Origin of the sequence: Bacillus arachidis (genome assembly GCF_030285945.1) — a bacterium.
Taxonomy (GTDB): Bacteria; Bacillota; Bacilli; order Bacillales; family Bacillaceae_G; genus Bacillus_A; species Bacillus_A arachidis.
This window is the reverse complement of sequence record NZ_CP127376.1, coordinates 1,558,317-1,581,851: the sequence shown is the minus strand read 5'-3', so window position 1 is coordinate 1,581,851 and position 23,535 is coordinate 1,558,317. Positions and strand designations below refer to the sequence as shown.

The following is a 23,535-nucleotide window of genomic DNA, read 5'->3' as shown; positions in this document are numbered from 1 at the left end:
ATAAAAGCAGCTCCTTCTCTTTTTTATAACCCATAAATCTCTTTATATTTCGCCTCTAAATAATCAGCTAAATAATTCGCATTTAGCCCTTCACCTGTTATATCTTCTAATATTTGTAATGGTTTTTTTGTTTTACCATACTGGTGAATATTTTTTGTAAGCCATTCACGAATTGGTGTCACATTTCCTTCTTCTAGCAATGCATCGAAGTTAGGAATTTCTTCTAGCATCTTATGTTTAAATTGCGCTGCGTACATATAACCAAGCGCATAAGATGGGAAGTAGCCAAACGATCCATCTGACCAATGTACATCTTGCAGCACACCTTGTGCATCCGTTTCTGGACGGATACCTAAATAACTTTCCATTTTATCATTCCACGCCGCCGGCAAGTCCTTTACTTCCAATGTTCCATCAAATAATTCCTTCTCCAGTTCATAACGAACCATAACGTGAAGCGGATATGTGAGTTCATCTGCCTCAATACGTATAAAGGAAGGTTTTGATTCATTAATAGCATCATAAAATTCATCTACAGACATATTTTCAAACTGCCCATCGCTAAATTGTTTCAATACATCATAATTTTTCTTCCAGAACGATTTATTACGCCCAATAAAGTTTTCAAAGAATAGTGATTGCGATTCGTGGATTCCCATCGACGTACCACTGCAAAGTGGCGTTCCTTCTAATTCTTCTGAGATATTTTGTTCATATACAGCATGTCCACATTCATGAATTGTTCCGAAAACTGCCATCCGGAAATCCTTCTCGTCATAACGAGTCGTAATGCGAACATCCCCTCTATTTAATGTAATTTCGAAGGGATGTATTGTTTCGTCTAGACGGCCAGCTTCGAAATTATAATTTAATTGTTTTAGTAACTCTAAAGTGAAATTCTTTTGTTGTTCTTTTGAGAAATGCTCAAATAAAGCATTTGTTTTTAATTTTTTATTTGAGTCAGCAATTTCTTTTACAAGCGGAACAATCCGCTCACGTAGTTGTCCAAACACATGGTCTAATACTTCTACTTTAACTCCTGGCTCATACATGTCTAAAAGCGTATTATATTTATAAGTGTCATAACCCCAATATGCAATAAATTTCTTCTTATATTCAACAATTTTTTCTAAGTATGGTCGGAACATTTCAAAATTAGATTTTTCACGTGCTTCTCCCCAAACACTTTCCGATTTTGCTTGTAATTTGACAAACTCTTCATACTCGGCCTGTGGAATTTTTTTATTTCGATCATATTCTTTACGGCATTCTTCTACAATTTTCTTCGTTGTTTCAGAAATTTTATTATCTGCAATTAACTGTTCTAATTCTTTTAAGTATCTTCCCATCTCATCAGAAGTCGATAATGAAAACACCTCTGACGAAAGCATCCCTATTACCTCAGAGCGCTGATCCACACCTTTCTTCGGCGCACCTGTACGCAGATCCCAAAATATCAGACTCAATGCTTCTCCATAATTTTCTATCTTTTTCACGTATGCTAAAAATTCTTTTTCAATTTCATATGTAGCGATCGTCATATTGTATTGCCTCCTTTTTCTATCTCACCTATATTTCGACATAAAGATATAAAGTCCTTTTCTGCTAAAAAGAAAAAAAGCTCAGCAAATGCCAAGCTTTTACAATACTTTACCTTCTACTGGAAGTACTTTTTTTACAACTTCTATAACTTTTTCATTTTCATCTTCTGATAAGAATAACGAAATAACACCTTCATCTTCACTTGTACGAATTAAGCGTCCAATTCCTTGACGAAGACGTAAAATCATATACGGTACATCTACATCCCAAAACGGATCATTAACGTGCTTACGTTTCGCTTCAAACACAGGATCGTTCGGAGGGAATGGAAGTGACCAAATAATCACATGTGATAGTGAAGAACCTGGAATATCTAAACCTTCCCATAAGTGAACCGCACAAAGTACAGTCTCTTCTTCATTTTGGAAACGTGAAACAAGCTGACTAATTTCTTGGTCTCCTTCATATAAGAATGGAACAGACATTTGCTCTTTATTCACATATTCTTTGAACGCTGCAAGCTCCCCTGTTGTACGGAATAATACAAGCGTACGTCCATTTGTTTTTTGAATGTTTTCAAGCGTATACTGACATTTTCGTTCCCATTCATTTTCCTGGTTATACGATGGTAAGTACACTTTCATTTGCTCTTCATAGTCAAATGGAGAAGCTACTGAGAATGATAAATAATCTTTTACACCTAAACTATTTGCTGTAAATGCAAACGAATCATTTTCAGATAGTGTAGCAGAAGAGAAAATATACGGAATTTTTTTCGAGAATACTTTCTCCTGTAGTACTTCTTCTACTGCACGTGGCATAATAACTAACGTGAATGCACCATCGCCTTCTTCTCCCCATGTAATTACATTTTTCTCATGCATGAAAAGACGAAGTGAATGTTCTAGTACATCTAAGTGCTCGTCAACGATATTTAAATCGTATGTGTTTACTGTATACATTTCACTTTCAAATACTAATGCATCACCGACTTCCGCGATTTTCGCATAGAGTCGTTTCGCCTCAGCAGTTACTTTTTCTGTCACAGTTATTTCTAGACGATCTGAACCAGCAATTTCTTTTTTATTCTCTTGTAAAACATCAAAGAATCGCTCTGTTTGCCAAATTGTTTCTTCAACTAAATGAGCAAACTCTTCGCGAATATCATTTTGTAATAATCTTGTTAAGAGTTGTTCCATCATCGTTTGTTTTAAACGGTAAGTTAGTGCTTTTTGCGCTGCATACTCAACAAGATGTCCTTCATCAAAGACAACACAGCTACTTTCTGGTAAAAGTGGCATTTGTCCTTCACGCTTACGAGCATCATATGTCCAAATATGATCCATATAGAAATCTTGAGAACAAATAATTAAATCTGCTGCTTTACGGTAGTGTTCACGAGAGAGCGTTTGACCACAACGATGACGAGAATCACATGTGAAACAATCTTGGAAATAATCCCAGGATACTTTTGACCATTCTTCGTCATTTAATAGCGGAAACTCTTTTCGATCACCGTAATGCGTAAAGTTTTGCATCGTTCCATGATCAAATACAAACTGAGGTAATTCATAATATAGATCTTCAATTACCTCTGGAGCTCGTCCACTCATTACATCTTCAAGTTTACGTAAACATAAATAATTATCCATTGATTTCGCTAGACGTACATCAACAGATAACCCTAATGCTTCTGATAATTTCGCAATGTCTCCTTCTTCTTTCACAAGCTGCTCAATTAGCGTTTCGTCTGCACAAGCAATAATAGCTGGCTTTCCTGTATAACGCGCATAACAAATTGCATATAAAAGATATACAATCGTTTTACCCGTTCCTACACCCGCTTCTGCGAACATTACTTTTTTCTCTTGAAACGCGCGTTCTAATTGAAATGCCATAAAAATTTGTTCATCGCGTTCTTCAAAACCTTTTTCCGGGAGGATGTCGTAAAACACATCTCCAATCCACTCATTCAACTTATCATAAAAATTATCTTGTTTCCCTACTTCAAATGGTAATCTCTTCTCAGTAAACATCCTCAGCCTCCAACCAAAAAGTTTTTCTATAAAAAGATATAGCAACTGCTATTTAGAAATAGCAGTTGCTTTCCCCTGTTGTAATACATAGAAATGCGTGAAAAAAGTTTTCCTTTATATAAAGGAAAACTTTTTTCACTCTATTAATGACTTTAAATAACGCTTATCAATTAATGTTTCATGTGATAACGCAGATAAATATTCTTCCTGCGCTCTTTGAATTTCATCTGCTACTGCACCTTGAAAATCGAGTTCTTTTCCGAGTTCATCATACGTACGATGAATCGCTTTTTGAATCATTGACAATTGGAACCCGTCCATAATGATTCCTCCTTTTGCACATTACATAATAGCCAGTATATGCGCAGAAAAGAGGTTTTATACTATGAATTACGAGGTGGGCGTTTCCCAAAGTACTGGTAATAATCTGTACGAATAAAGCCGTTAAATAACTTACGCTTTTTCGATGCATCTTGTCCATAACATTTTTCAAATGCTTCATAGCTCGTTAATAAATATAGCGACCAAGTATCTAACGGGCGGAATACTTCTCCCATTTCTTTATATAATTTTTCAACAAGTGCTTTTTCACTTAAACGTTCTCCGTATGGAGGATTCGTTACAACATAGCCATATTCCTCTTTTGTCGTGAAATCTTTTACTTGCATTTGTTTAAAGGAAATTAAATCACCTAATCCAACTTCATCCGCGTTATCTTGCGCAACTCTTATCATCCGGTGATCAATATCTGATCCGATAATTTGTAATGGCTGATCATAATTTGCTAAATCTTCTACTTCTTGACGTGCTTCTTTCCAATTTTGCTTACCAATCCAGCCCCATTCATCAGATGCAAACTCACGATTAAAACCAGGAGCAATATTTTGTCCAATTAGTGCCGCTTCGATTGGAATTGTTCCCGAACCACAAAACGGATCGACAAACGGACGATCTGGTTTCCAATTTGTCAGTTTAATTAAAGATGCAGCTAGTGTTTCTTTCAAAGGTGCTTCCCCTTGATCCACACGGTATCCACGCTTATGAAGTCCAACGCCACTTGCATCAATTGTCAATGTTGCAACATCTTTTAGCATTGCAATCTCAATGCGGAATAACGGTCCATCTTCTTCAAACCAAGTTGTACGTCTATAAGTTGATTTTAATTTTTCAACAACAGCTTTTTTCACTATACGTTGACAATCTGGAACACTAAATAATGTTGATTTTATTGATTTTCCGATAACAGGAAACTCACCATTTTCAGGAATATAATCTCCCCAATTTAATGCTTTTGTCTTTTCAAACAACTCATCAAAAGTTGTCGCCTTAAACTCACCAACTTTAATTTTTACACGATCTGCAGTACGCAACCATAAATTCGTACGACAAATCGCTTTCGCATCCGCTTCAAACGTTACTTTCCCGTTTTCTACTTGGCACTCATAACCAAGATCGCGAACTTCTCGTGCAACTAAAGCTTCGATACCCATTGCTGCTGTTGCAATTAAAGTAACTTTTCCCATTTGCATTCACCTCTTATGTATAATCAACAATAATTAACAGTTTTTTCTATTAATTATTAAATATTACGAAGTATGTTCTTATTAACCATTTTAACTCACTAGTTATAACTTCATACAAATAAAAAGCCCTCCTCTTACAAAGGAGAGCTGAGTCATTCCATAATTGGTTCATAACGTTCTGTAAGCCATGTTCTGTTCCTTTGTACTACAAACGGCCCACGCCTCGTACTCCGGTGGCAATCATCTATCTACAGACTATCAAGTCTGTCCTTTTCCATCGTTCATTTCCTTGGAAAAGATTCCCCTACCATTATTTGGGTTTCTCGCTCGTGGGGTTTACCTCGTTCCACTCCTATCATTTCTTCAAGGACTTCGTCACTGTGGCACTTTAAAGGTAGTCAAACCATATCCAAAAGGACTTAGGTTTTTTCCCTGCCGTTAATCCAGCCTTGCAGCCAGAATACCCTAGCTTATGAATTGGCTAGGCACGAACACTACGACCATCTCAGGTCGTGCGAGCATGGACTTTCCTCTACAACGTTGGCGTTGCAGCGATTACCCAAACGTTATGACAAACATTAGTATAGTGGAAACAAAAAGATTTTGCAATGCTTTTTTATATGTAAAATGCTTCAATCTTTTTCCATCCCTAGATTACTCGTATAACTTACTTCCAAATACAGCTTTTTCCAGATTAGATAAACGCTTTAAGATATCTGTATTCGTATTGTTGTATACAGGTTGTGCAACCGGTGTTGGAGCAGGTTGTTGCGGTGCTTGTGCTACCGCTACTTTCTGCTCTTCTAATTCACGTTTCAGACGAACGTTTTGTTGTTGTAATTGCTCAAGTTCCTTATGAAACGCTTCATAATCTTTAATAATCATATCAAGAAACTTATCTACTTCTTCTTGCTGGTAACCTCTCATACCCGTTTTAAATTCTTTTTCCAAAATATCTTTCGCTGTTAATTTAATTTTATCCGAAATCATTTTCTTCACCTCAAATTTTTACCAAAACTTTCATTAACTAAATTTTTTCAGAAACTACGTCTTTTGTCAATCAAATATACGTGAGCTATATTACATATTACTCTGCATTATTCCACTGTTCCTCTTCTATTATATCTTGTAAATCAGAAAAAAGAATGAAATAACTGTGATAATTTTCTATTTCTCCTCTTTTCTTTGCTACTTCTACGATGTATTTAGGACTTCCTGGTTTTTCTTCGTCATACACAGCTAAAAGGGCATCACTTTTTTCAATAAAAAATTGATTTTTTAATCGAAACTGTTCTGGGCTTTCATATTTTCTTTTCGTAATGCTATCCACATGATCTGCTTGTCCTAGAATAAACTCGTACAGTTCTCGGTTTCCTTCTTTCCAATTTTCCTCTTGTTCTAAAAAAGGAGTAAACACAGCAAGCTTTAAATCAGGATATTCTAGCTGCAAGTCAAAGACAACTTCAGCTGTCCATAACTCTACTCCTAACTGCCCACTAATAATAACCCACTCCAATCCCTCTTCTATAAAAGCAAGTAACTTACGATGCAATGCTTTTTTTATACAAATAACACCTGGATGATCATCCTTAAATATCCCAAGTTCAAATGGTTTATATCCTGTCACCGCAACAACTTTCATGTCAACACTCCAATAAAAAAAGAACTAGCATTTTGCTAGTTCTAACATAACATTTACTTTTTAAACATTCCACCTACATTTGGTCCTACATTTGGCCCTGGTCCAAATGGAGATACTTGTGGCCCTACATTTGGCCCTGGTCCGAATGGAGATACTTGTGGTCCTGGTCCAAATGGAGATACTTGTGATCCTGGCCCAAATGGAGATACTTGTGATCCTGGCCCAAATGGAGATACTTGTGACCCTGGTCCAAATGGAGATACTTGTGATCCTGGTCCAAAGCCTCCTCCGAACCCTGGAGCAACAGGTTCTACAACATTCACATTTGAAAATGTTTGCGGGAAGAAATGTTGATTTTTAACTTGTTGATGATGAACATGTGTTGTATGAGTTGGGTGAATATGTGGTACCACTGTTGTGGAAAAAGTGTTCGTTACACATTGTTTTGTTGGATGAATGACAGGAGGTGTTGTGCAAACAGGTCCTACAGGTCCAATAGGTCCTACAGGTTTATGCCCTCCAAAACAAGGATGACAATGATACATAGTTTTTTCTCTCCTCTCTCATAAAAAATCTGACTACACTTTACAATATGAGAAAGAGATAAAAGCCGCTTGTTATATATACCCATTTATTTAATGGAAATTTGTCTATATGACAGCTGTTTACATACGATAACTTGGACACACAACTATCACCCTTTAGCAAAAAAGCCTCCAACTTGTTTTACAATCCCAGTGACCTGATTCATTGCATTCATCATTTGACCAGCTGTATTCATCATTTTATTCACATCATAGTTACCATCTGCGGTCTTAAATTGAGATACGAAACTAGAAAATTGACTTGGCTGTTGTTGTTTTTGTTTGTTCATCGTTGGATATGGTTGAAAAGGCTGTTTTGGCGGGTAAAACATTGATGGTTGATTCATAAAGGATTGGGGTTGCTGTGGTACATAAAATTGTTGATTTGTATATGACTGTGGTTGCTGTTGTGCATCAAATTGTTGATTTGTATATGGCTGTGGTTGCTGTGGTACATAAGATTGTTGATTCGTATATGGCTGTGGTTGCTGCGGTACATCAAATTGTTGATTCGTATAAGACTGTGGTTGCTGTTGTGCATCAGATTGTTGATTCGTATAAGACTGTGGTTGCTGATTCATAAAAGATACTTCAAATGGCTGATAATAATTCATTTGATTTCCGTAATTAGGAGCGAATGGATACATATTATAACGTAAATATGTATCCTCATTATATTGATAAGCATTGGGGTGTGTATATACATTTTGCTGCGTATATGCATGTTGCTGCGTATATGCATTTGGTTGTTGAAACATGTATTCTCCCTCCTCTAACTAAGTTTCTACCTATAGAATATGTACCTATAAAATAAAATGTGTAACCTGATAAATGTCTGTTTTTGTCGGAAGTTTAAATTTTTAAAAAAATAAGAAAGTAAGCCTTTTCATGTTACGATATTAGCGAGGAAGATTCTCATAGGGGAGGAATCAACATGAAATTAGGGGATTTAAAACAGGCTTTCACTCAGAAAAAGGGGTACGCTACAGAAGATATGAATGAGTTGCTTGATTTTGCTAGACATCACTACTTAGAAGGAAAAATCTGCATCTCAGAATATCGAGTATTAATACGTGAATTAGAAATAAATGGGGCGAAACCCACACATACAACTGTAGAATCATAAAAACAAGAGGGTTTCCCCTCTTGTCATTTACATTGTTCTACTATATTTTGCAATGTATATAAAATCGCCTGATGTGTTTCATAAAATCGCTTACCTTTTCCCTTATTTACAAAACATTGCAGTGCATTATTTTGTAAATTCTCATATACTTGATCAATTTGTTGCACATGTATATAATTAGGCTTTTCATGTTTTATCCATTGATAAGCTAATTCTTTCCACACTTCTAACTCCCGATCAACCATATCCACAAAAGGCTTCATATCCTGATAAAAATCAAACTCTTTTTCTGCTCTTTTTTTTATAATTGTTTCATCATTGTACTGTATTAATTTCATTGAAGACTGCATTAATGTTTCATAATCCAATTTATTTCCACCCTCTTATGCGCTTACTATGACATTTTGAAACGTTTGGAGCCAACTCCCTTTTTCTTCGTGATGTAATAATTTATCCTCCATATGTTGAATGTGCATCTCGGTTACTTCTCCTCTATTACATATATCTTCACGTTTATCTTTTAAAGAATGATTAACTCTAAGTGAGACATTCATTTCCAGCAAATCAAGAGCACTTAACATTTGATCCATTTTTTTCATTACATTTTCCTTCTGAACCATCGCCATTTATAAAACGCCTCCTTCTTTGCTTTTCCTTTGTCCTGTTATTTCGACGATTCCCTTATCACTCCTGCACGACTGACAAAACTAGTTGATATTCGGCAAAGAAATCGGTTTGTATGGGTTTTATAGAAATGGTAACAATACAAAAGGGAGGTGTTTACAATGGTTAAAAATAAAAATGAGAAGAAGAAAAAACAAAACAAACAACAAAATAAACCTGAAACTGGAAATCCGAAGCTAGATGGCCCGAACTTTCCTGCTACATAAAGCGAAACAATAATCAATTTGAGGGATTCATTCCCTATTGGTTAGTAGCTCTTATCTTCACGGGCAACTTATCTTCCATCTAGCTCCTTTGCTTCCGCTAAATATTAAGGCGGGAGTATGAATGCCCATGAATAGCGGGATAAAGTGAAATTTAAATGGTGTGGCTTCTCCTTTCACCTAGCTTCTTTAATTTTTCGTACCTTTGTATAAAAAATGTCGATTCATTTATGTAATCAAGTAGTCCCACCTCCCTATAAGAGAGTGGGACTTTTCCTATTATATCATGAAGTCATTATTCCTTTTAAAAAAGCTATTCAAGGCAGAAAAAATATGTATTTGATGTTGTTTTTGTAGAAACCATTCTGTAATATCTATTTCTTCTTTCGGTTCCTGGAACAAAAATAACGGCTCAATATTCATTTTTGTATGAAACCAATCTTTCTCTAAGCTATTTTGATGCAGAACAACTGGAAAAGCATCTCTTAACCGGGGTGTATCTTTTTCTTTTGGATTTGTAAAATACTGCTCGTAATCCACTCTCGATCCTGTAGGAAATGTTCGCAAAGAAAAATCATAAAATAACACTTCATATTTAGGGTGAAATAATAACCACGCCAATTTTTTTCCCAATTCTATCCGTTTTTGTAATTCTTCAAATTGATAAACCGAAAAACCATATAGCTTTCCTTTTGTTGTCGGAAAAATTACAGCATTGAAATGAAAGAGCTCTTGAAATTTAAACAGTAAAGTTTGAAATACGTATTTTTGAAAATATGGGTGTTCAATAATCGGTTTTTGAATCTTATTTTGTTCATTAATAACAAGTGCTGTAATAAGACGTATGCAATCTCTTTTATTCCAAAAATCTTTCCATTCCTTCTCCATAAAAATGGATATATTAAAAAACTGTGATAAATGAAAAAGTGGTCTATTCATTTTTTTACTATACTCATATAACAACAATTGTGGGTATGCATCTGAAAAAATAAGCCAATTTGCACTTTCATAAGTAAGGAACAATTGCTTTCTCATTCTTTCAGATAAAACATTCGCATAGTATTCCCCCCCTAGATCTGTTATATTCCACCCAGCGTTTCTCGAAACCATACTCGCCAAAAATGACCACCGGATTTCTTTATTTCTTAAATAATATTCTTGATAAGTATGTGTACGTGAAATATTATCAATATTCGCTAGAGCTGTCTGCTGTTTAATATGCGTTATTAAGTACTTCTCTTCCATTGAACAAGCTATTCTACTACGCTCTCTATTTATTTTCTCATACTCATTCTGCATGAGCATATATGAATCACCACATCTCTCTTGAAAAAAATCGCATCTTTTTTGTTTTTTTTGATATAATCACCTTTGTAAGTGATTCTATGTAAGTTGGAGTGGACAAACTATGACCATTCGTTATCCAAACGGAAAAAGGTATAATCAAGCATTGCAACCTCAAAAAACACAATTTAAAAAGCATACTTATAGCAATAGAGGTATGTCTCTTGAAGAGGAATTAAATGAAACAAATCAATATTATTTAACTCATAATATTGCCTGTATACATAAAAAACCCACCCCTCTTCAAATTGTAAAAGTGGATTATCCCGCTCGAAGTGCTGCTGTTGTGAAAGAAGCTTATTTTAAACAGCCTTCTACAACAGACTACAATGGTGTATATAGAGGAAAATATATCGACTTCGAAGCAAAAGAGACAAAAAATAAAACAAGTTTCCCGCTGCAAAATTTTCATCTTCATCAAATTAAGCATATGGAACAAGTAATGGCTCATAACGGAATTGCATTTGTTATTATTAAATTTACACTTTATGATGAATTTTATTTACTAGATGCAAAACATGTCATTTCATTTTGGAATCGCCAAGATGCTGGTGGACGTAAATCGATTAAGAAACAAGAAATCGAAGAGCACGGATACTTGTTATCATGCGGTTATCATCCTCGAATTGATTATATTCGTGTACTAGACATGGTTTATTTTTCGTGATAGAGTCAACAATAAGGCTCTTTTTTCGACTTTTGGGGAGAAAATGAAAGGTAGGAGAAAGTATAATGTCAGAGAATTATCGTTCTCGTACAGAACGAAAACATGCACAACATCAAAAACAAGAAACAAACAAAACGGAGAAACCAAAGAAGAAAGGTTCCTTTTTCAAGAAATTTTTAATTGGCTGCCTACTTCTTGGCATTGTTGGTCTTATAGCTGGAGTTTCCGCCTTTTTTATAATGGTAAAGGATGCTCCAAAGCTAGATAAAGCTAAACTTGTCAACCCACTATCAACTAAATTTTATGATAAAGACAAGAACTTCATTTATGAATATGGTGCCGAAAAACGAACGAATATCACTTATGATCAAGTTCCGAAAGTAGTAGAAAGTGCATTCCTAGCGACAGAAGATGCTCGCTTCTATCAACATGATGGAATCGACTTTAAACGTACAGGAAAAGCAATTCTTGAAAATGTCACAGGTGGTTTTGGTTCTCAAGGTGGTAGTACAATTACCCAACAAGTAATTAAAAACTATTTTCTAACGATGGAAAAAACATCAAAACGTAAAGTACAGGAATGGTATCTAGCTTATAAATTAGAGCAACAATATTCCAAACATGAAATTTTAGAAATGTATTTAAACAAAATCAACCTTGGCAATCGCTCTTATGGTGTTGCAACGGCAGCACAAAATTATTACGGGAAAGAGTTAAAGGATCTAAAATTACATGAAGCTGCGATGCTTGCTGGATTACCGCAAGGTCCTAATATGTATGATCCAACAAAAAAAGAAAATATCGACCGAGCAACAAAACGTCGTAATACAGTCTTATCATTAATGAATCGACATGGCTTTATTTCAAAACAAGAAATGGATGAAGCGATAAAAATCCCAGTAACAGAAGGGCTTCTTCCATCTAAAGAAGTAACCGAAATGCCTTATCAAGCATTTATCGACGCGGCTGTAAAAGAAATCGAAAAAGAAATGCCCGATGTAAATATTGGATCTGACGGATTACAGATCTATACAACAATTGATACAAAAGCACAAGAATACGCTGACCAATTACTAGATGGAGATATTATTAACTATCCAAATGATCGTTTCCAAGGTGCTTTCGTATTTATGGATACAAAAAATGGTGAAGTTCGTGCAATTGGTGCTGGCCGTAAAGAAAATAAAGCAGCATTTAAAGGACATAATATGGCCGTTGATATGCAGCGCCAAGTAGGTTCAACTATGAAGCCAATCTTTGACTACGGTCCTGCTATTGAATATATGCAATGGTCTACATACCATCAATTAAATGACTCAGAATATACGTATTCTAACGGTAAAAAAATCCGAAATGCTACAAACAGCTATAAAGGTGACGTATCGTTACGTGAAGCATTGAAAAAATCATTAAACATCCCTGCTTTAAAAACAGCACAAGCAGTTGGATTAGACAAATCAAAAGCATTTGCTGAAGGACTTGGAATGACTTTCAAGGACAACACAGTATACGAATCAACAGCAATTGGTAGTAACACCGCTTCTCCATTACAAGTAGCTGGTGCATATGCCGCCTATGGTAACGAAGGAAATTATAACAAGCCACATTTCGTAACAAAAGTTGTCTTTCCTGATGGAAAAGAGAAAAGCTTTAAACCAAAAGAAGAACGAGTAATGAAAGACTACACAGCATTTATGATTACGGATGTTCTTCGTGATGTTGTAAAACCAGGTTCTGGTGGTACAGGTCCAACAGCTTATGTATCAGGAATTGACGTTGCTGGTAAAACAGGAACACAAAACTTTGATCCAGATACATTAAAAAAATATAATATTCCAGAAAGTGCTAACAGAGATAGTTGGTTTGCAGGTTATTCACCGCAATATACGATGTCGGTATGGACAGGGTATGAAAGAGATTCTGAAGAAAACTATATTCCAGATAAATCACCTTCGGTCCGAATAGCCCAACAAATTTTCAAAGAAATGATGAGTAAGTTCGCAACAGATTCATCTCGTTTTGAGCAACCTTCTTCTGTAGAACGTTTAAATGACGAACTCTATGTGAAAGGTGCGAAAAAGGATGCTGTTAAGCAGATCAAAGTAGATCCACCGACTGGTGTAACGCCATCTTATGACGCAGCATCTAATACGATTTCACTAAGCTGGTCCGGTCCTTCAGATGCTGAATCATACTCCGCAAGCTATAAAGCGACTGATGGTTCTAGTGGCGGTCTCTCCGTAAGCGGCACAAAAGCTTCACTTAGCGGAGTGAAACCAGGTGTAACTTACAGCTTCTCAGTAGTAGCCAAAAAAGGAACAGGCACAAGCAATGCGGCTGGTGTATCCTTTACTGTTCCTGGCGAGAGTGAAGATGCTAAGAAGAAAGCTGAAGACGAAGCTAAGAAAAAAGCTGAAGATGAGCTGAAGAAAAAGGCTGAGGATGAAGCTAAGAAAAAGCAAGATGAGCAGAAAAAATTAGAAGAAGTCAATAAAAAAGCTGAGGATGAAGCTAAGAAAAAAGCTGAAGACGAGCTGAAGAAAAAGGCTGAGGACGAAGCTAAGAAAAAAGCTGAAGAAGAAGCTAAGAAAAAGGCTGAAGAAGAAGCTAAGAAAAAGGCTGAAGAAGAAGCCAACAAGCCAAAACCAGATCAACCAACAGGTGGTGGAGATGTTCCTTCAGCAGAAAATGTTAATCCAGCACCATAATATAAAAAAGAAGTCACCTTTCTCTATTGAGACGGTGACTTCTTTTTTGTTATAATTTTTTTCGCATATAGTTTTTCTATTTCTAGATACAGCTGCGTTAATTGAATATATGAATGATAATGATTTGGTTGCTCTATCATATATAAATATCGTTCCATAAAATTAACAGGTTTTATATTTAGCTCTTCAATTTCTCTACACATATCTTTCAGCCCTGGTACGGGTTTTCCATTTAACCAGTATAAAACTGATAATACATGAGCGATAAATTGAATCATGGGACCTTTCGCTTCTTTTCGCTTTCTATTTCGAAACAATCTAGCTATATCCTCTTGCTTACTTTTCCATACATCTAATACAATTGGAATACTCTTATCAATTCCATTCCATGGCTCGTATTGTTTTTCAATATCAAATAAAAAATAAGTACTTTGTAACAGTTCTTCAAAAGTTTGCTCTGAACAATATACAATCTTGTCTATATTCCCTTCAAAAAAAGGAGTGCATCGAAATTCATCTGGTATTTGTACGACTTGTTCCATCTTTTTATTTTCCTTTCGTTCGCTTCTTACCTTCACGGCACACTTCTAGTAGCGGACATACTTCGCATTGCGGTCGCTGTGCTTTGCAATGATAACGTCCAAAGAAAATCATGCGGTGATGCGTAACCCCCCACTCTTCCATTGGAACTTTCTTCATTAACGTTTTCTCTACCTCTAGCACAGAATCTTTCCAACGGCAAATAGCCAAGCGTTTACTTACCCGTTCCACATGTGTATCAACAGCGATAGCTGGGATATCAAATGCTACAGAAACAACTACATTTGCAGTTTTTCTACCGACTCCTGGTAGTTTTGTTAGTTCATCACGATCTTGGGGTACCTCTCCATTATAGTCTTCAAGCAACATTCGGCATAACTTTTGAATATTTTTCGCTTTGTTCCGATACAATCCGATCGAACGGATATCCTGTTGTAATTCTTCTAAAGATACATTTAGATAATCTTGGGGTGTCTTATATTTTTGAAATAAGCTTTTCGTTACTTTATTTACAAGGACATCTGTACATTGTGCAGATAATGCAACCGCAATTACAAGTTCAAATGGATTGTCATGATTTAATTCACAATGTGCTTCTGGATACATTTCTGCCATTGTATCTAAACAGTAACGAATTTGTGTCTTGTTTAACATACCTTTCCTCCTATATCACTGCTCCAACCAATTATAAAAGGGGACTTTCCCTGTATATTTCGTCTCTTGTTTCGTTACTTGCTGCGATCGTTGTTGATTCGCTCTAAATTTTCGTCCTTGATCTTGCGCTTGATCAACCGTCTTAATTCCGTTCTTTTTCCACTCAAAGAGAATGCGATCAATATATCGAAAATTAAGTTTTCCACTCATTACAGATTCTCGAAGAGCTGCTTGAATTAAATTCGGATGATGTTGATCCTGATCTTGCCACATCGCTAATGTTTCACATTCAAAAGGCGATAACGGTCTACCAAATTCACGTTCAAAAATTGTATATAAATTTACTTGGAGTTGCTTTTGTTCTTCTTTTTCTTCTTCTATTGTCTCGTTCATTAAAAAATGCAAGATCTTTTCCCAAAGCGGTTGTAAGGAATAACTTTCGCACATCATCGCTTCAGATTTTTGACTACCTTCTAAGGCTAAAAAACCTTTTTGAATTAATGCTTGAATGATCTCCATACATTTCATTTCTGTTATTGTCATTCGTTCTGCAATCTCTGAAGGGGTTGGAAAAGAATTCCCCGACTCTAAAAAGGTATGGACATGGAGTACAACCATAAATTCCATCTCATTTAAACCTAATTTTCTATAATGCATCATAAGTAATTTCGGAATTGCGATGCTGCCTTGTTCAAACCATTGTAACATCATTTTTTTCTTCATAACCATACACCTCGCTTTCTAGTATAACACACCTGTTATGATTTCCTTTTACCACAATTCGTCAAAAAACCTCCCTATAGAATAGATAGGGAGGTCATTTTCATTTGCTCAAAGTTACTTATGTGATAAAAATGAACATAAGTAACTTTTTAAGCCTGTACTTTACTTCTCATAAACGTATTAATTCGCTCTAACGCTTTCTCTAATTGTTCAAGAGATGTTGCATAGGATAAACGAACATTGTTTGGTGCGCCAAATCCTGTTCCTGGAACAAGAGCGACTTTCTCTTCTTCTAATAACGCTTTTGCCCATTCATCAACTGTTTCATATCCAGCTAGCGCTACAGCTTCTTTTACGTTCGGGAATAAATAAAATGCACCTTGTGGTTTAATACAAGTGAAACCGGGAATTTGAATTAATTTATCATAAATAATGTTTAATCGTTCTTCGAATGCTTGACGCATCATCTCTACAGGCTCTTGCGATCCAGCATACGCAGCAATTGCACCGTATTGAGCAATTGAAGTAGGGTTTGACGTACTATGACTTGCTAAGTTTGTCATCGCTTTAATAAGCTGCTTATTTCCTGCTGCATAGCCAATGCGCCATCCTGTCATAGAGTGCGATTTTGATACACCATTAATAATAAGTGTTTGTTCCTTTAATGCATTAGAAAGCTGAGCAATAGATGTATACTCGATTCCACCATAAATCAATTTCTCATAAATCTCATCAGAAACGATTAAGATATCGTGTTCTAAACATACTTCTCCAAGCTGCTGTAATTCTTCCTTACTGTAAATCATCCCTGTTGGATTGCTCGGCGAATTAATAATAACAGCTTTCGTTTTCTCTGTAATTGCCCCGCGCAGCTGCTCTGGCGTAATTTTATACTGATTGTCTTCTAAGCCTTCTACATAAACCGGTTTACCACCAGCAAGCTTTACTTGTTCTGGATAACTTACCCAATAAGGAGTCGGAATGATAACTTCGTCTTCTTCATCAAGTAACACTTGAAACAACGTATAAAGTGCATGTTTTGCTCCATTACATACGATAATCTCAGTAGGATCATAGGATAATCCTTGATCACGACTAAATTTCTTCGCAATTTCTTGTTTTAATGTAGCTAATCCACCAGTTGGTGTATATTTTGTATGTCCTTCTAGCATTGCTTGATGTGCGGCATTCATAATATGTTCTGGTGTATTAAAGTCAGGTTCCCCTGCACCTAATCCTATTACATCATGCCCCTCGGCTTTTAATGCTTGTGCCTTTGCTGTAATTTCTAAAGTTGAAGACGGTGTTAAGGCAGCTACTCGCTTTGCTAATTTCATTTGTGGTTCCCCCTGCATCTATTTTTCAATGCTGTAATATCCAGCATATTTCCCATCTTGAAATTCTAGATAATAATACGTATAACGACCTTCTTGATCAATATATGTAATTTCCCACAACGGAACATCGTTTTCAGCACCTAATTTTGCCTTTACAAATTCTTTTGGCTTACGGTCACTAGCCACAATCTGTAAAGCTTTCTTTTCAGAAATGCCTTCGTTCTTTTTTCGTACTAGAACATTTCCTTCTTTCTCAGGTACCCAAACGATAGTTTGTTCTCTTTTTTCATTTAAACCTTGTACGACTGTATATGAAGATTTTCCATTATAATAGTCAACGGTTTTTACCTCTGAAAGTTTTCCTTTTTCTTTCGCAATCTCTACGACTTTTGACTCTTTCGGAATTTTCTTTTCCATTGTCGCATTATAAACATGCACCCCATATAGCCCAACGGCAACGATAACGATAATGATGGCAAAGATCCACTTTTTCATTGTATCACTACGTTCTGTATATCGTAAATACTGCTGTTTCTTTTTCGTTTTCGTCTAATGCCAATCCGAACATGAGGTCTTGCTCTTTTAAAGTGCGATTTAAACTATCAACGATTTTATATAAGTCAGACGAATATTTAATACGCGTCGTTGATAGCACTTCGATTTTCTTTTCCATGAAAACTCCTCCGTTACACAAAAATTTCTAATTATAGAAGAACGCAATGCGGTTACAATAAGAGTACATTCTTTACAACCCCTGCTTCATCACCCATCTATTATAGCAGGACATGTTCAGCAAAAAAAGGTTTCAAATTGAAAACCGAAACATTTGTATACAAGAAGTAAGAAAAAATAAATTTCCTCCTACCCACATTTCATGCCTGAAGTACATCGTACTTCAGGCATATTTTTATTTATTCCACTACTTATGGATCGTAATCTTTCCTACCTCTAGGAATAATACTTAGACAAGGGTACACTTTTCGTCTAAAAACCATTTGTAAAAACGAAGAACCAGTATAGAATGAAGAAACTCCTACTAACTAAAGTTTCCTTGTTTCGGCATTATTGTTCTAAGTGCTCTAATAGTTGTTCTAATGTCCCTTCATAAAGAGGAACATTCGGAATAGATTGCATAAACCTTTTTCCATAGAAAGAATTAGTTAAACGACGGTCTAACACAAACACCGTTCCAGTATCCGTCGTTGTACGAATTAATCGGCCAAATCCTTGTTTAAAACGAAGAATCGCTTGCGGAAGTGCCAACTTCGTAAATACATCTTCCCCTTTATTTTTCAACCATTCGCTTTTAGCTTCCATCATCGGCTGATGAGGCGGTGTAAATGGTAATCGAACAATAACGAGACAGCTTAATGCATCTCCAGGAATATCAATCCCTTCCCAAAAACTACTTGTTCCTAACAAAATTGATTTATCAAACTCTTGAAACTTCCGAACTAAACGACTTCGACTACGATTATGAACACTTTGTGTTAGTAATACAAAATCTTCTAATTCCTCCGCTTGTTTTAAGTTTGTATATGTTTTCTTTAACATTTCATATGATGTAAATAATACGAGCATCCTTCCATTTGTCGCTTTAGCAATCTTCGTAATATGATAGGATACTTCTCTTATATACGTATCCTCGCTTACTTCCTTAATAAGAGGGACATCAGTAGGAACCATTAATTTCACTTGCTCCTCATAATGAAATGGCGATGAAACTGTTAATGTATCTGGTGCAAAGTCATATAAGCCAAGTTGTTCCTGCATATAATCAAATGTATTATTAACTGTCAAAGTCGCCGAAGTAAAAATAACGCTTCTCTTTTTTGTTAAGAACTCATCCGCAAATCTTTCGCCTATATGGACAGGTTGTGCATATAACACAGTGGAATGAATCGTACCTTTCGTTTCTGTTTCCATCCATGTCACATATGCTGTTTTTTCTAGTATAAGCAATTGTAATGAGTCGGTCATTTTGCGCAATATTTCAAGTAAATGCATAAATTCACCTGTAACAACATGTATCTCCCATTCAATTTTACTTTGTAATATATCCGCTTGTTTATCTAGCACAGTAAGTATTTTTCTCAACTCGTATACGAAGCGATTAGTTAACTCGACTATACTCCTCCATAGCTTTCCATCCTCTTGATCCGCATTATATCGATAAATAAGTGGTATATTATTTGCCCCTTGTTCTTGCTGTGTTTGCTGAAATATAAATGTACGTAACATTTGAAATAATTCATCCGCATCAAATTTAATTTCTTTCAACCTATGACTTAACATCCGAAAAGTTGATCGTGGTGAATTTTTAGATTTTCCCACCAATTCATACACCTTTGATAGTACATCATCTGTTTCTAACGTACCTAATCGTGATAAGATCAATTGAAAATACATGCATGAAAACTGGTCTCCAAGTGTCCGAGTCGCTGTTTCTTCAATATGATGAGCTTCATCAAAAATAATATATTCACATGATCCCAACAATGGATCTTCGCTAATAAAGTCTTGAAATAGTAATGCATGATTTGTAATAACAATATCTGCGAACAACGCTTTATTTTTTGCACGTTGATAAAAACAGCGACTAAACCAATTGCTTTGCATTCCACCTGGACTATACGTGTCACTACATATACGATCCCACAGTAACTTCCCACCCTCTGGGATATTAAGCTCATCACGATCACCAGTCTCTGTTTGCAGTAACCATACTAAAATTTTTGCTTTCGTAAGCGCAGCATCATAGTTCTTCTCTTCTTCTTGCAATGCATATTCAAATTTATGTAAACAAAGGTAGTGTTTCCTTCCTTTTAAGAGAGCCACTTCGAATGGAAATGGTAGTATACTTTGCAATAAAGGAATTTCATTTTCGATCATTTGTTGTTGCAATTGTACCGTTTGCGTACTAATAATAACTGGCTCTTCTTTTTTCTTTGCAAAATAAATACTTGGAAGCAAATAAGCAAGTGTCTTACCTGTACCCGTACCAGCTTCAATTAATGAAAAACGAGAATCTCTTAACGCTGTATATATTTCCTTCATCATTCGCTGTTGACTTTCCCTTTTTTCAAAAGTTGGCATCTTTAATTCAAGTTGTTCCATTGACTTGTATAAAAAAGCATCAAATTTAGATGAACAATCATCACCCATTTCTAATGCATAATTTCGTTTTCGCAGCGCAATATTTCGGTATACTTCGTACTCATTTGCCTCTTCTGTACCAAGCATCACTTTATTTAAAATATTTTCTGAAATGATATTCGCTATATCACTTTGTAATACATCGCTTAGCTCATAAAAAGATTGTAATGTGACAAGGGGGAGTTTTTCTAATTGATTTAGAAATTGTAAAAATAATTCTGCTGTCACAAGAGCATCGCTATCCGCACGATGCGGTTGATCGTGTTCCAATTCATGTTTTTTTGCTAAATCGCGCAATTTATAGCTATCAGCTGTCGGCAATAAAATTTGTGCCAATTCAACCGTATCAATTTTTGGGCAGTTTACTTCTCCATATCCAGCCTGCTTTAATTCTTCCTTCAAAAAATTCCAATCAAAGTGAACGTTATGTGCAACAAAATAAGCACCATGTAATAGTTCAGCTACCATTGGCGCAATATCGCAAAATAGCGGGGCTTGTTTCACAAGATTTTCATCAATCCCTGTTAATTCTGTAATAAATGGGGGAATCTCTCTCTTCGGGTTAACAAAAGACGAAAAAATTTCCAGTATTTCTCCATCTTCTACTACAACAGCTGCAATTTGTGTAATTCTGTCCTTCCCATCTTTCCAGGAGTTCCCTGTCGTCTCTAAATCGACAACGACATAACGCTTACTCATATGTAACACCTCAATTTCTTACCCTTTCAAACAATAAAAATTCATATATTGTTACTATACCACGTTTTATATCATCTTAATGAAAAGATGTACAAAATGAAATGATTTCATTTCAAAATAAAAAAGCTATTCCATAAGGAATAACTTTTCTTTTGTTTCTCTCAATCGGTGAGGATGAAGTCCCCGACTAATTAAAATTCTACTTTATAAAATCGTGCCAGCTTTTTCAGCACCTAACATTTCAATAATTTGATTGTTATCATCTAACACCGCAATTTTTGGTGCTTGCTTATATACTTCTTCTGCCGCTACGAGGCCGTAGCAAATAATAATAACTTTATCTCCAGGTTGTACAAGCCTTGCAGCTGCACCATTTAAACAAACAACGCCGCTTCCACGTTCTCCTTTAATCACATACGTCTCTAAGCGAGCTCCGTTGTTATTATTTACAATTTGTACTTTTTCATTTTCTACAATCTCGACTGCATCCATTAAGTCTTCATCAATTGTAATACTACCTACATAATTTAAATTTGCTTCCGTTACAGTCGCGCGGTGTAACTTCGCTCTCATCATTGTGCGAAACATAGATGATCCCCCTTATTTAACTGTTAATGTTATATTGTCAATTAATCGTGCATTTTCAAATTTCACTGCAATTGCAAGAATAATACGTCCTTGAATTACCTCTAACTCTGTCAAAGCTGGATACGTATATAGATCTGCATAATCAACAGTACCTTGTGTATTTTTTTCAATGTATTCTTTCACGAGGTTTGTAACCACTTGTGGATTACGCTCTCCCTCTTCAATCCGCTCCTTCGCTATACATAAGCTACGATATAAATGCGGCGCTTCCTCGCGCTCTTTCTCCGATAAATATACATTGCGAGAACTTCTTGCTAATCCGTCTTCTTCCCTAACAATATCAACAGGTACAATTGTAATTGGAATATTAAAATCACGTACAAACCCTTCAATAACAGCAACTTGCTGTGCGTCTTTCATACCAAAATAGGCACGATTCGGCATTGTAATATTAAATAGCTTCATCAATACAGTCGCAACACCAGAAAAATGAACTGGTCGTTGCTTACCGCATAACACGTCTGTCCGCTTTACAACCTCAACTTTTGTAGTCTGTTCTGCTGGGTACATTTCTTCCACACTCGGATAAAATAAATAATCGACTCCAGCTTCTTTTGCTACCTTCTCATCCCTAACAATGTCCCGAGGATAGCGATCCAAATCTTCATTCGGTCCAAACTGCAATGGATTTACAAATACACTTAAAATAACCACTTCATTCTCTTCTCGTGCTTGACGTAATAAAGTAGCATGCCCTTCATGTAAATATCCCATCGTTGGAACAAATCCACTTTCTTTCCCACTTGCACGAATTTCACTGGCAATTCTCTGCATCTCTTGCACTGTTGTTATAATTTTCATTACTGTTTCCCTCCGTATAACGCTAAGCACTCTTCCTCTTTCATTGTGAATGAATGTTTTTCTTCAGGAAATTGTCTTGCTTTTACTTCAGCAACATATTGTGAGATCCCGCGTACAATTTCTTCCTGAACAGACGTATATTGCTTCACAAATTTTGGAACACGCTCCACTCCATACGTAATGAGATCGTGATAAACAAGCACTTGGCCGTCTACTTTGCTCCCTGCACCAATGCCTATTGTAGGAATTGTCAGTTGCTGTGATACAAGCTCTGCTAATTGCATTGGTACGCATTCTAAAACGATTGCCATCGCACCAGCTTCTTCACACCTCTTCGCATCTTCTAACAATTTCTTTGCACTTTCCGCATCTTTTCCTTGCACTTTATAACCACCTAATACCCCCACAGATTGAGGTGTTAAACCAAGATGGGATACAACAGGAATTCCTGCATTCGTTAAGAAGCGAATGATTGATACTACCTCATCAGCCCCTTCCACTTTCACTGCATGTGCTCCGCTCTCTTGAATAATACGACGTGCATTATGCATTGTTTCTTGCAAAGATACATGGTAAGACATAAACGGCATATCCGTTACAATAAAAGTGTCCTTAGCTCCACGGCGCACCGCTTTCGTATGATGAATCATATCATCTACAGTTACTGGAATCGTTGAATCGTATCCAAGTACAACCATTCCAAGAGAATCCCCTACTAAAATCATATCGACTTCAGCTTCTTCTGAAAGCTTAGCAGATGGATAATCATACGCAGTAAGCATCGTAATCGGCTCACCTTTCTCTTTCATTTTCAAAAAATCTGTTGTCGTTTTCAAAAATTACTCCTCCTTTATTTCAGGAGAGAGGAGATGACCGAAATCATATAAAAAACCCCTCTGGCCACAAAAGAGCAGAAGG

Annotated in this window: 24 protein-coding genes and 1 other RNA gene; 3 read left to right on the top strand and 22 right to left on the bottom strand. The window is 36.0% G+C overall.

From position 1 onward, the window contains the following. Positions 1-23 precede the first annotated feature (23 nt). From QRY57_RS09585 to QRY57_RS09545, 9 genes are all read right to left on the bottom strand, one after another. Positions 24-1,541 carry a carboxypeptidase M32 gene (locus tag QRY57_RS09585; RefSeq protein ID WP_286017272.1) on the bottom strand — a complete coding sequence of 506 codons (1,518 nt, stop codon included), beginning with the start codon at positions 1,539-1,541 and terminating at the stop codon, positions 24-26. A 99-nt stretch (positions 1,542-1,640) separates the two neighbouring features. After that, positions 1,641-3,578, bottom strand: coding sequence for an ATP-dependent DNA helicase (locus QRY57_RS09580; RefSeq protein ID WP_286017271.1), 1,938 nt, complete (start codon positions 3,576-3,578; stop codon positions 1,641-1,643). A 135-nt stretch (positions 3,579-3,713) separates the two neighbouring features. Then, entirely contained in the window at positions 3,714-3,899 is a 186-nt protein-coding gene (locus QRY57_RS09575) for a DUF3921 domain-containing protein (protein WP_208016845.1), read from the bottom strand. Between the two features lie 62 nt (positions 3,900-3,961). Next, positions 3,962-5,101, bottom strand: coding sequence for a THUMP domain-containing class I SAM-dependent RNA methyltransferase (locus tag QRY57_RS09570; protein ID WP_286017270.1), 1,140 nt, complete (start codon positions 5,099-5,101; stop codon positions 3,962-3,964). A gap of 176 nt (positions 5,102-5,277) precedes the next feature. Next, positions 5,278-5,668: RNase P RNA component class B (gene rnpB, locus QRY57_RS09565), an RNA gene on the bottom strand. Between the two features lie 87 nt (positions 5,669-5,755). Continuing rightward, on the bottom strand, positions 5,756-6,091 hold the full coding sequence (gene gpsB, locus QRY57_RS09560) for a cell division regulator GpsB (protein WP_026591157.1): 336 nt from the start codon (positions 6,089-6,091) through the stop codon (positions 5,756-5,758). 97 nt (positions 6,092-6,188) lie between these two features. Further along, positions 6,189-6,743: an SLOG family protein gene (locus tag QRY57_RS09555; RefSeq protein WP_208016843.1), complete on the bottom strand. Its 555-nt coding sequence runs from the start codon at positions 6,741-6,743 to the stop codon at positions 6,189-6,191. Positions 6,744-6,796: 53 nt separating this feature from the next. Then, entirely contained in the window at positions 6,797-7,288 is a 492-nt protein-coding gene (locus QRY57_RS09550) for a CotD family spore coat protein (RefSeq protein ID WP_286017269.1), read from the bottom strand. A gap of 149 nt (positions 7,289-7,437) precedes the next feature. After that, a complete protein-coding gene (locus QRY57_RS09545) occupies positions 7,438-8,085 on the bottom strand; it encodes a YppG family protein (protein ID WP_286017268.1) in 648 nt (215 codons plus the stop codon). Positions 8,086-8,261: 176 nt separating this feature from the next. Here QRY57_RS09545 and QRY57_RS09540 point away from each other — a divergent pair, with 176 nt between their 5' ends. Next, the gene (locus QRY57_RS09540) at positions 8,262-8,453 is read left to right on the top strand and encodes a YppF family protein (protein WP_026591161.1); all 192 of its coding nucleotides are present in this window, start codon (positions 8,262-8,264) and stop codon (positions 8,451-8,453) included. Positions 8,454-8,476: 23 nt separating this feature from the next. On the opposite strand, the gene QRY57_RS09535 is transcribed toward QRY57_RS09540, so the two are convergent. From QRY57_RS09535 to QRY57_RS09525, 3 genes are all read right to left on the bottom strand, one after another. Further along, positions 8,477-8,821, bottom strand: a complete 345-nt coding sequence (locus QRY57_RS09535) for a YppE family protein (RefSeq protein ID WP_286017267.1) — start codon at positions 8,819-8,821, stop codon at positions 8,477-8,479. A 15-nt stretch (positions 8,822-8,836) separates the two neighbouring features. Further along, entirely contained in the window at positions 8,837-9,079 is a 243-nt protein-coding gene (locus tag QRY57_RS09530; RefSeq protein ID WP_208016839.1) for a hypothetical protein, read from the bottom strand. Between the two features lie 540 nt (positions 9,080-9,619). Next, entirely contained in the window at positions 9,620-10,645 is a 1,026-nt protein-coding gene (locus QRY57_RS09525) for a DUF2515 domain-containing protein (protein ID WP_286017266.1), read from the bottom strand. Between the two features lie 103 nt (positions 10,646-10,748). Between QRY57_RS09525 and recU the strand changes: the two genes are divergently transcribed. Both recU and QRY57_RS09515 read left to right on the top strand, forming a co-directional pair. Further along, positions 10,749-11,351 (top strand): Holliday junction resolvase RecU, encoded by a 603-nt coding sequence (recU, locus tag QRY57_RS09520; protein ID WP_026591165.1) that lies wholly within the window; start codon positions 10,749-10,751, stop codon positions 11,349-11,351. 65 nt (positions 11,352-11,416) lie between these two features. Continuing rightward, positions 11,417-14,059, top strand: coding sequence for a PBP1A family penicillin-binding protein (locus QRY57_RS09515; protein WP_286017265.1), 2,643 nt, complete (start codon positions 11,417-11,419; stop codon positions 14,057-14,059). Between the two features lie 23 nt (positions 14,060-14,082). On the opposite strand, the gene QRY57_RS09510 is transcribed toward QRY57_RS09515, so the two are convergent. From QRY57_RS09510 to panB, 10 genes are all read right to left on the bottom strand, one after another. Then, on the bottom strand, positions 14,083-14,601 hold the full coding sequence (locus tag QRY57_RS09510) for a YpoC family protein (protein ID WP_286017264.1): 519 nt from the start codon (positions 14,599-14,601) through the stop codon (positions 14,083-14,085). Positions 14,602-14,605: 4 nt separating this feature from the next. After that, a complete protein-coding gene (gene nth, locus QRY57_RS09505; RefSeq protein WP_026591168.1) occupies positions 14,606-15,253 on the bottom strand; it encodes an endonuclease III in 648 nt (215 codons plus the stop codon). Positions 15,254-15,268: 15 nt separating this feature from the next. Beyond that, positions 15,269-15,976, bottom strand: coding sequence for a DNA replication protein DnaD (gene dnaD / locus QRY57_RS09500; protein ID WP_026591169.1), 708 nt, complete (start codon positions 15,974-15,976; stop codon positions 15,269-15,271). A 149-nt stretch (positions 15,977-16,125) separates the two neighbouring features. Further along, positions 16,126-17,313: an aspartate transaminase AspB gene (gene aspB, locus QRY57_RS09495; RefSeq protein ID WP_286017263.1), complete on the bottom strand. Its 1,188-nt coding sequence runs from the start codon at positions 17,311-17,313 to the stop codon at positions 16,126-16,128. Positions 17,314-17,331: 18 nt separating this feature from the next. Further along, entirely contained in the window at positions 17,332-17,808 is a 477-nt protein-coding gene (locus tag QRY57_RS09490) for a cell wall elongation regulator TseB-like domain-containing protein (RefSeq protein ID WP_208016835.1), read from the bottom strand. Positions 17,809-17,815: 7 nt separating this feature from the next. Then, a complete protein-coding gene (locus tag QRY57_RS09485; RefSeq protein WP_000412180.1) occupies positions 17,816-17,986 on the bottom strand; it encodes a YpmA family protein in 171 nt (56 codons plus the stop codon). Positions 17,987-18,375: 389 nt separating this feature from the next. Next, on the bottom strand, positions 18,376-21,168 hold the full coding sequence (gene dinG, locus QRY57_RS09480) for an ATP-dependent DNA helicase DinG (protein ID WP_286017262.1): 2,793 nt from the start codon (positions 21,166-21,168) through the stop codon (positions 18,376-18,378). Between the two features lie 204 nt (positions 21,169-21,372). Then, positions 21,373-21,756 (bottom strand): aspartate 1-decarboxylase, encoded by a 384-nt coding sequence (panD, locus tag QRY57_RS09475; protein WP_026591173.1) that lies wholly within the window; start codon positions 21,754-21,756, stop codon positions 21,373-21,375. Positions 21,757-21,768: 12 nt separating this feature from the next. Next, on the bottom strand, positions 21,769-22,617 hold the full coding sequence (panC, locus tag QRY57_RS09470; RefSeq protein WP_286017261.1) for a pantoate--beta-alanine ligase: 849 nt from the start codon (positions 22,615-22,617) through the stop codon (positions 21,769-21,771). Then, a complete protein-coding gene (gene panB, locus QRY57_RS09465) occupies positions 22,617-23,453 on the bottom strand; it encodes a 3-methyl-2-oxobutanoate hydroxymethyltransferase (protein ID WP_090691146.1) in 837 nt (278 codons plus the stop codon). Before panB ends, panC begins: the two co-directional genes overlap by 1 nt. Positions 23,454-23,535: the final 82 nt, after the last annotated feature.

What these genes read in the sequence shown, in the direction of transcription:
- QRY57_RS09585 (WP_286017272.1), bottom strand. Translation starts at nt 1,541, where the DNA reads ATGACGATCGCTACATATGAAATTGAAAAAGAATTTTTAGCATACGTG.
- QRY57_RS09580 (WP_286017271.1), bottom strand. Translation starts at nt 3,578, where the DNA reads ATGTTTACTGAGAAGAGATTACCATTTGAAGTAGGGAAACAAGATAAT.
- QRY57_RS09575 (WP_208016845.1), bottom strand. Translation starts at nt 3,899, where the DNA reads ATGGACGGGTTCCAATTGTCAATGATTCAAAAAGCGATTCATCGTACG.
- QRY57_RS09570 (WP_286017270.1), bottom strand. Translation starts at nt 5,101, where the DNA reads ATGGGAAAAGTTACTTTAATTGCAACAGCAGCAATGGGTATCGAAGCT.
- gpsB (WP_026591157.1), bottom strand. Translation starts at nt 6,091, where the DNA reads ATGATTTCGGATAAAATTAAATTAACAGCGAAAGATATTTTGGAAAAA.
- QRY57_RS09555 (WP_208016843.1), bottom strand. Translation starts at nt 6,743, where the DNA reads ATGAAAGTTGTTGCGGTGACAGGATATAAACCATTTGAACTTGGGATA.
- QRY57_RS09550 (WP_286017269.1), bottom strand. Translation starts at nt 7,288, where the DNA reads ATGTATCATTGTCATCCTTGTTTTGGAGGGCATAAACCTGTAGGACCT.
- QRY57_RS09545 (WP_286017268.1), bottom strand. Translation starts at nt 8,085, where the DNA reads ATGTTTCAACAACCAAATGCATATACGCAGCAACATGCATATACGCAG.
- QRY57_RS09540 (WP_026591161.1), top strand. Translation starts at nt 8,262, where the DNA reads ATGAAATTAGGGGATTTAAAACAGGCTTTCACTCAGAAAAAGGGGTAC.
- QRY57_RS09530 (WP_208016839.1), bottom strand. Translation starts at nt 9,079, where the DNA reads ATGGCGATGGTTCAGAAGGAAAATGTAATGAAAAAAATGGATCAAATG.
- QRY57_RS09525 (WP_286017266.1), bottom strand. Translation starts at nt 10,645, where the DNA reads ATGCTCATGCAGAATGAGTATGAGAAAATAAATAGAGAGCGTAGTAGA.
- recU (WP_026591165.1), top strand. Translation starts at nt 10,749, where the DNA reads ATGACCATTCGTTATCCAAACGGAAAAAGGTATAATCAAGCATTGCAA.
- QRY57_RS09515 (WP_286017265.1), top strand. Translation starts at nt 11,417, where the DNA reads ATGTCAGAGAATTATCGTTCTCGTACAGAACGAAAACATGCACAACAT.
- QRY57_RS09510 (WP_286017264.1), bottom strand. Translation starts at nt 14,601, where the DNA reads ATGGAACAAGTCGTACAAATACCAGATGAATTTCGATGCACTCCTTTT.
- nth (WP_026591168.1), bottom strand. Translation starts at nt 15,253, where the DNA reads ATGTTAAACAAGACACAAATTCGTTACTGTTTAGATACAATGGCAGAA.
- dnaD (WP_026591169.1), bottom strand. Translation starts at nt 15,976, where the DNA reads ATGAAGAAAAAAATGATGTTACAATGGTTTGAACAAGGCAGCATCGCA.
- aspB (WP_286017263.1), bottom strand. Translation starts at nt 17,313, where the DNA reads ATGAAATTAGCAAAGCGAGTAGCTGCCTTAACACCGTCTTCAACTTTA.
- QRY57_RS09490 (WP_208016835.1), bottom strand. Translation starts at nt 17,808, where the DNA reads ATGAAAAAGTGGATCTTTGCCATCATTATCGTTATCGTTGCCGTTGGG.
- QRY57_RS09485 (WP_000412180.1), bottom strand. Translation starts at nt 17,986, where the DNA reads ATGGAAAAGAAAATCGAAGTGCTATCAACGACGCGTATTAAATATTCG.
- dinG (WP_286017262.1), bottom strand. Translation starts at nt 21,168, where the DNA reads ATGAGTAAGCGTTATGTCGTTGTCGATTTAGAGACGACAGGGAACTCC.
- panD (WP_026591173.1), bottom strand. Translation starts at nt 21,756, where the DNA reads ATGTTTCGCACAATGATGAGAGCGAAGTTACACCGCGCGACTGTAACG.
- panC (WP_286017261.1), bottom strand. Translation starts at nt 22,617, where the DNA reads ATGAAAATTATAACAACAGTGCAAGAGATGCAGAGAATTGCCAGTGAA.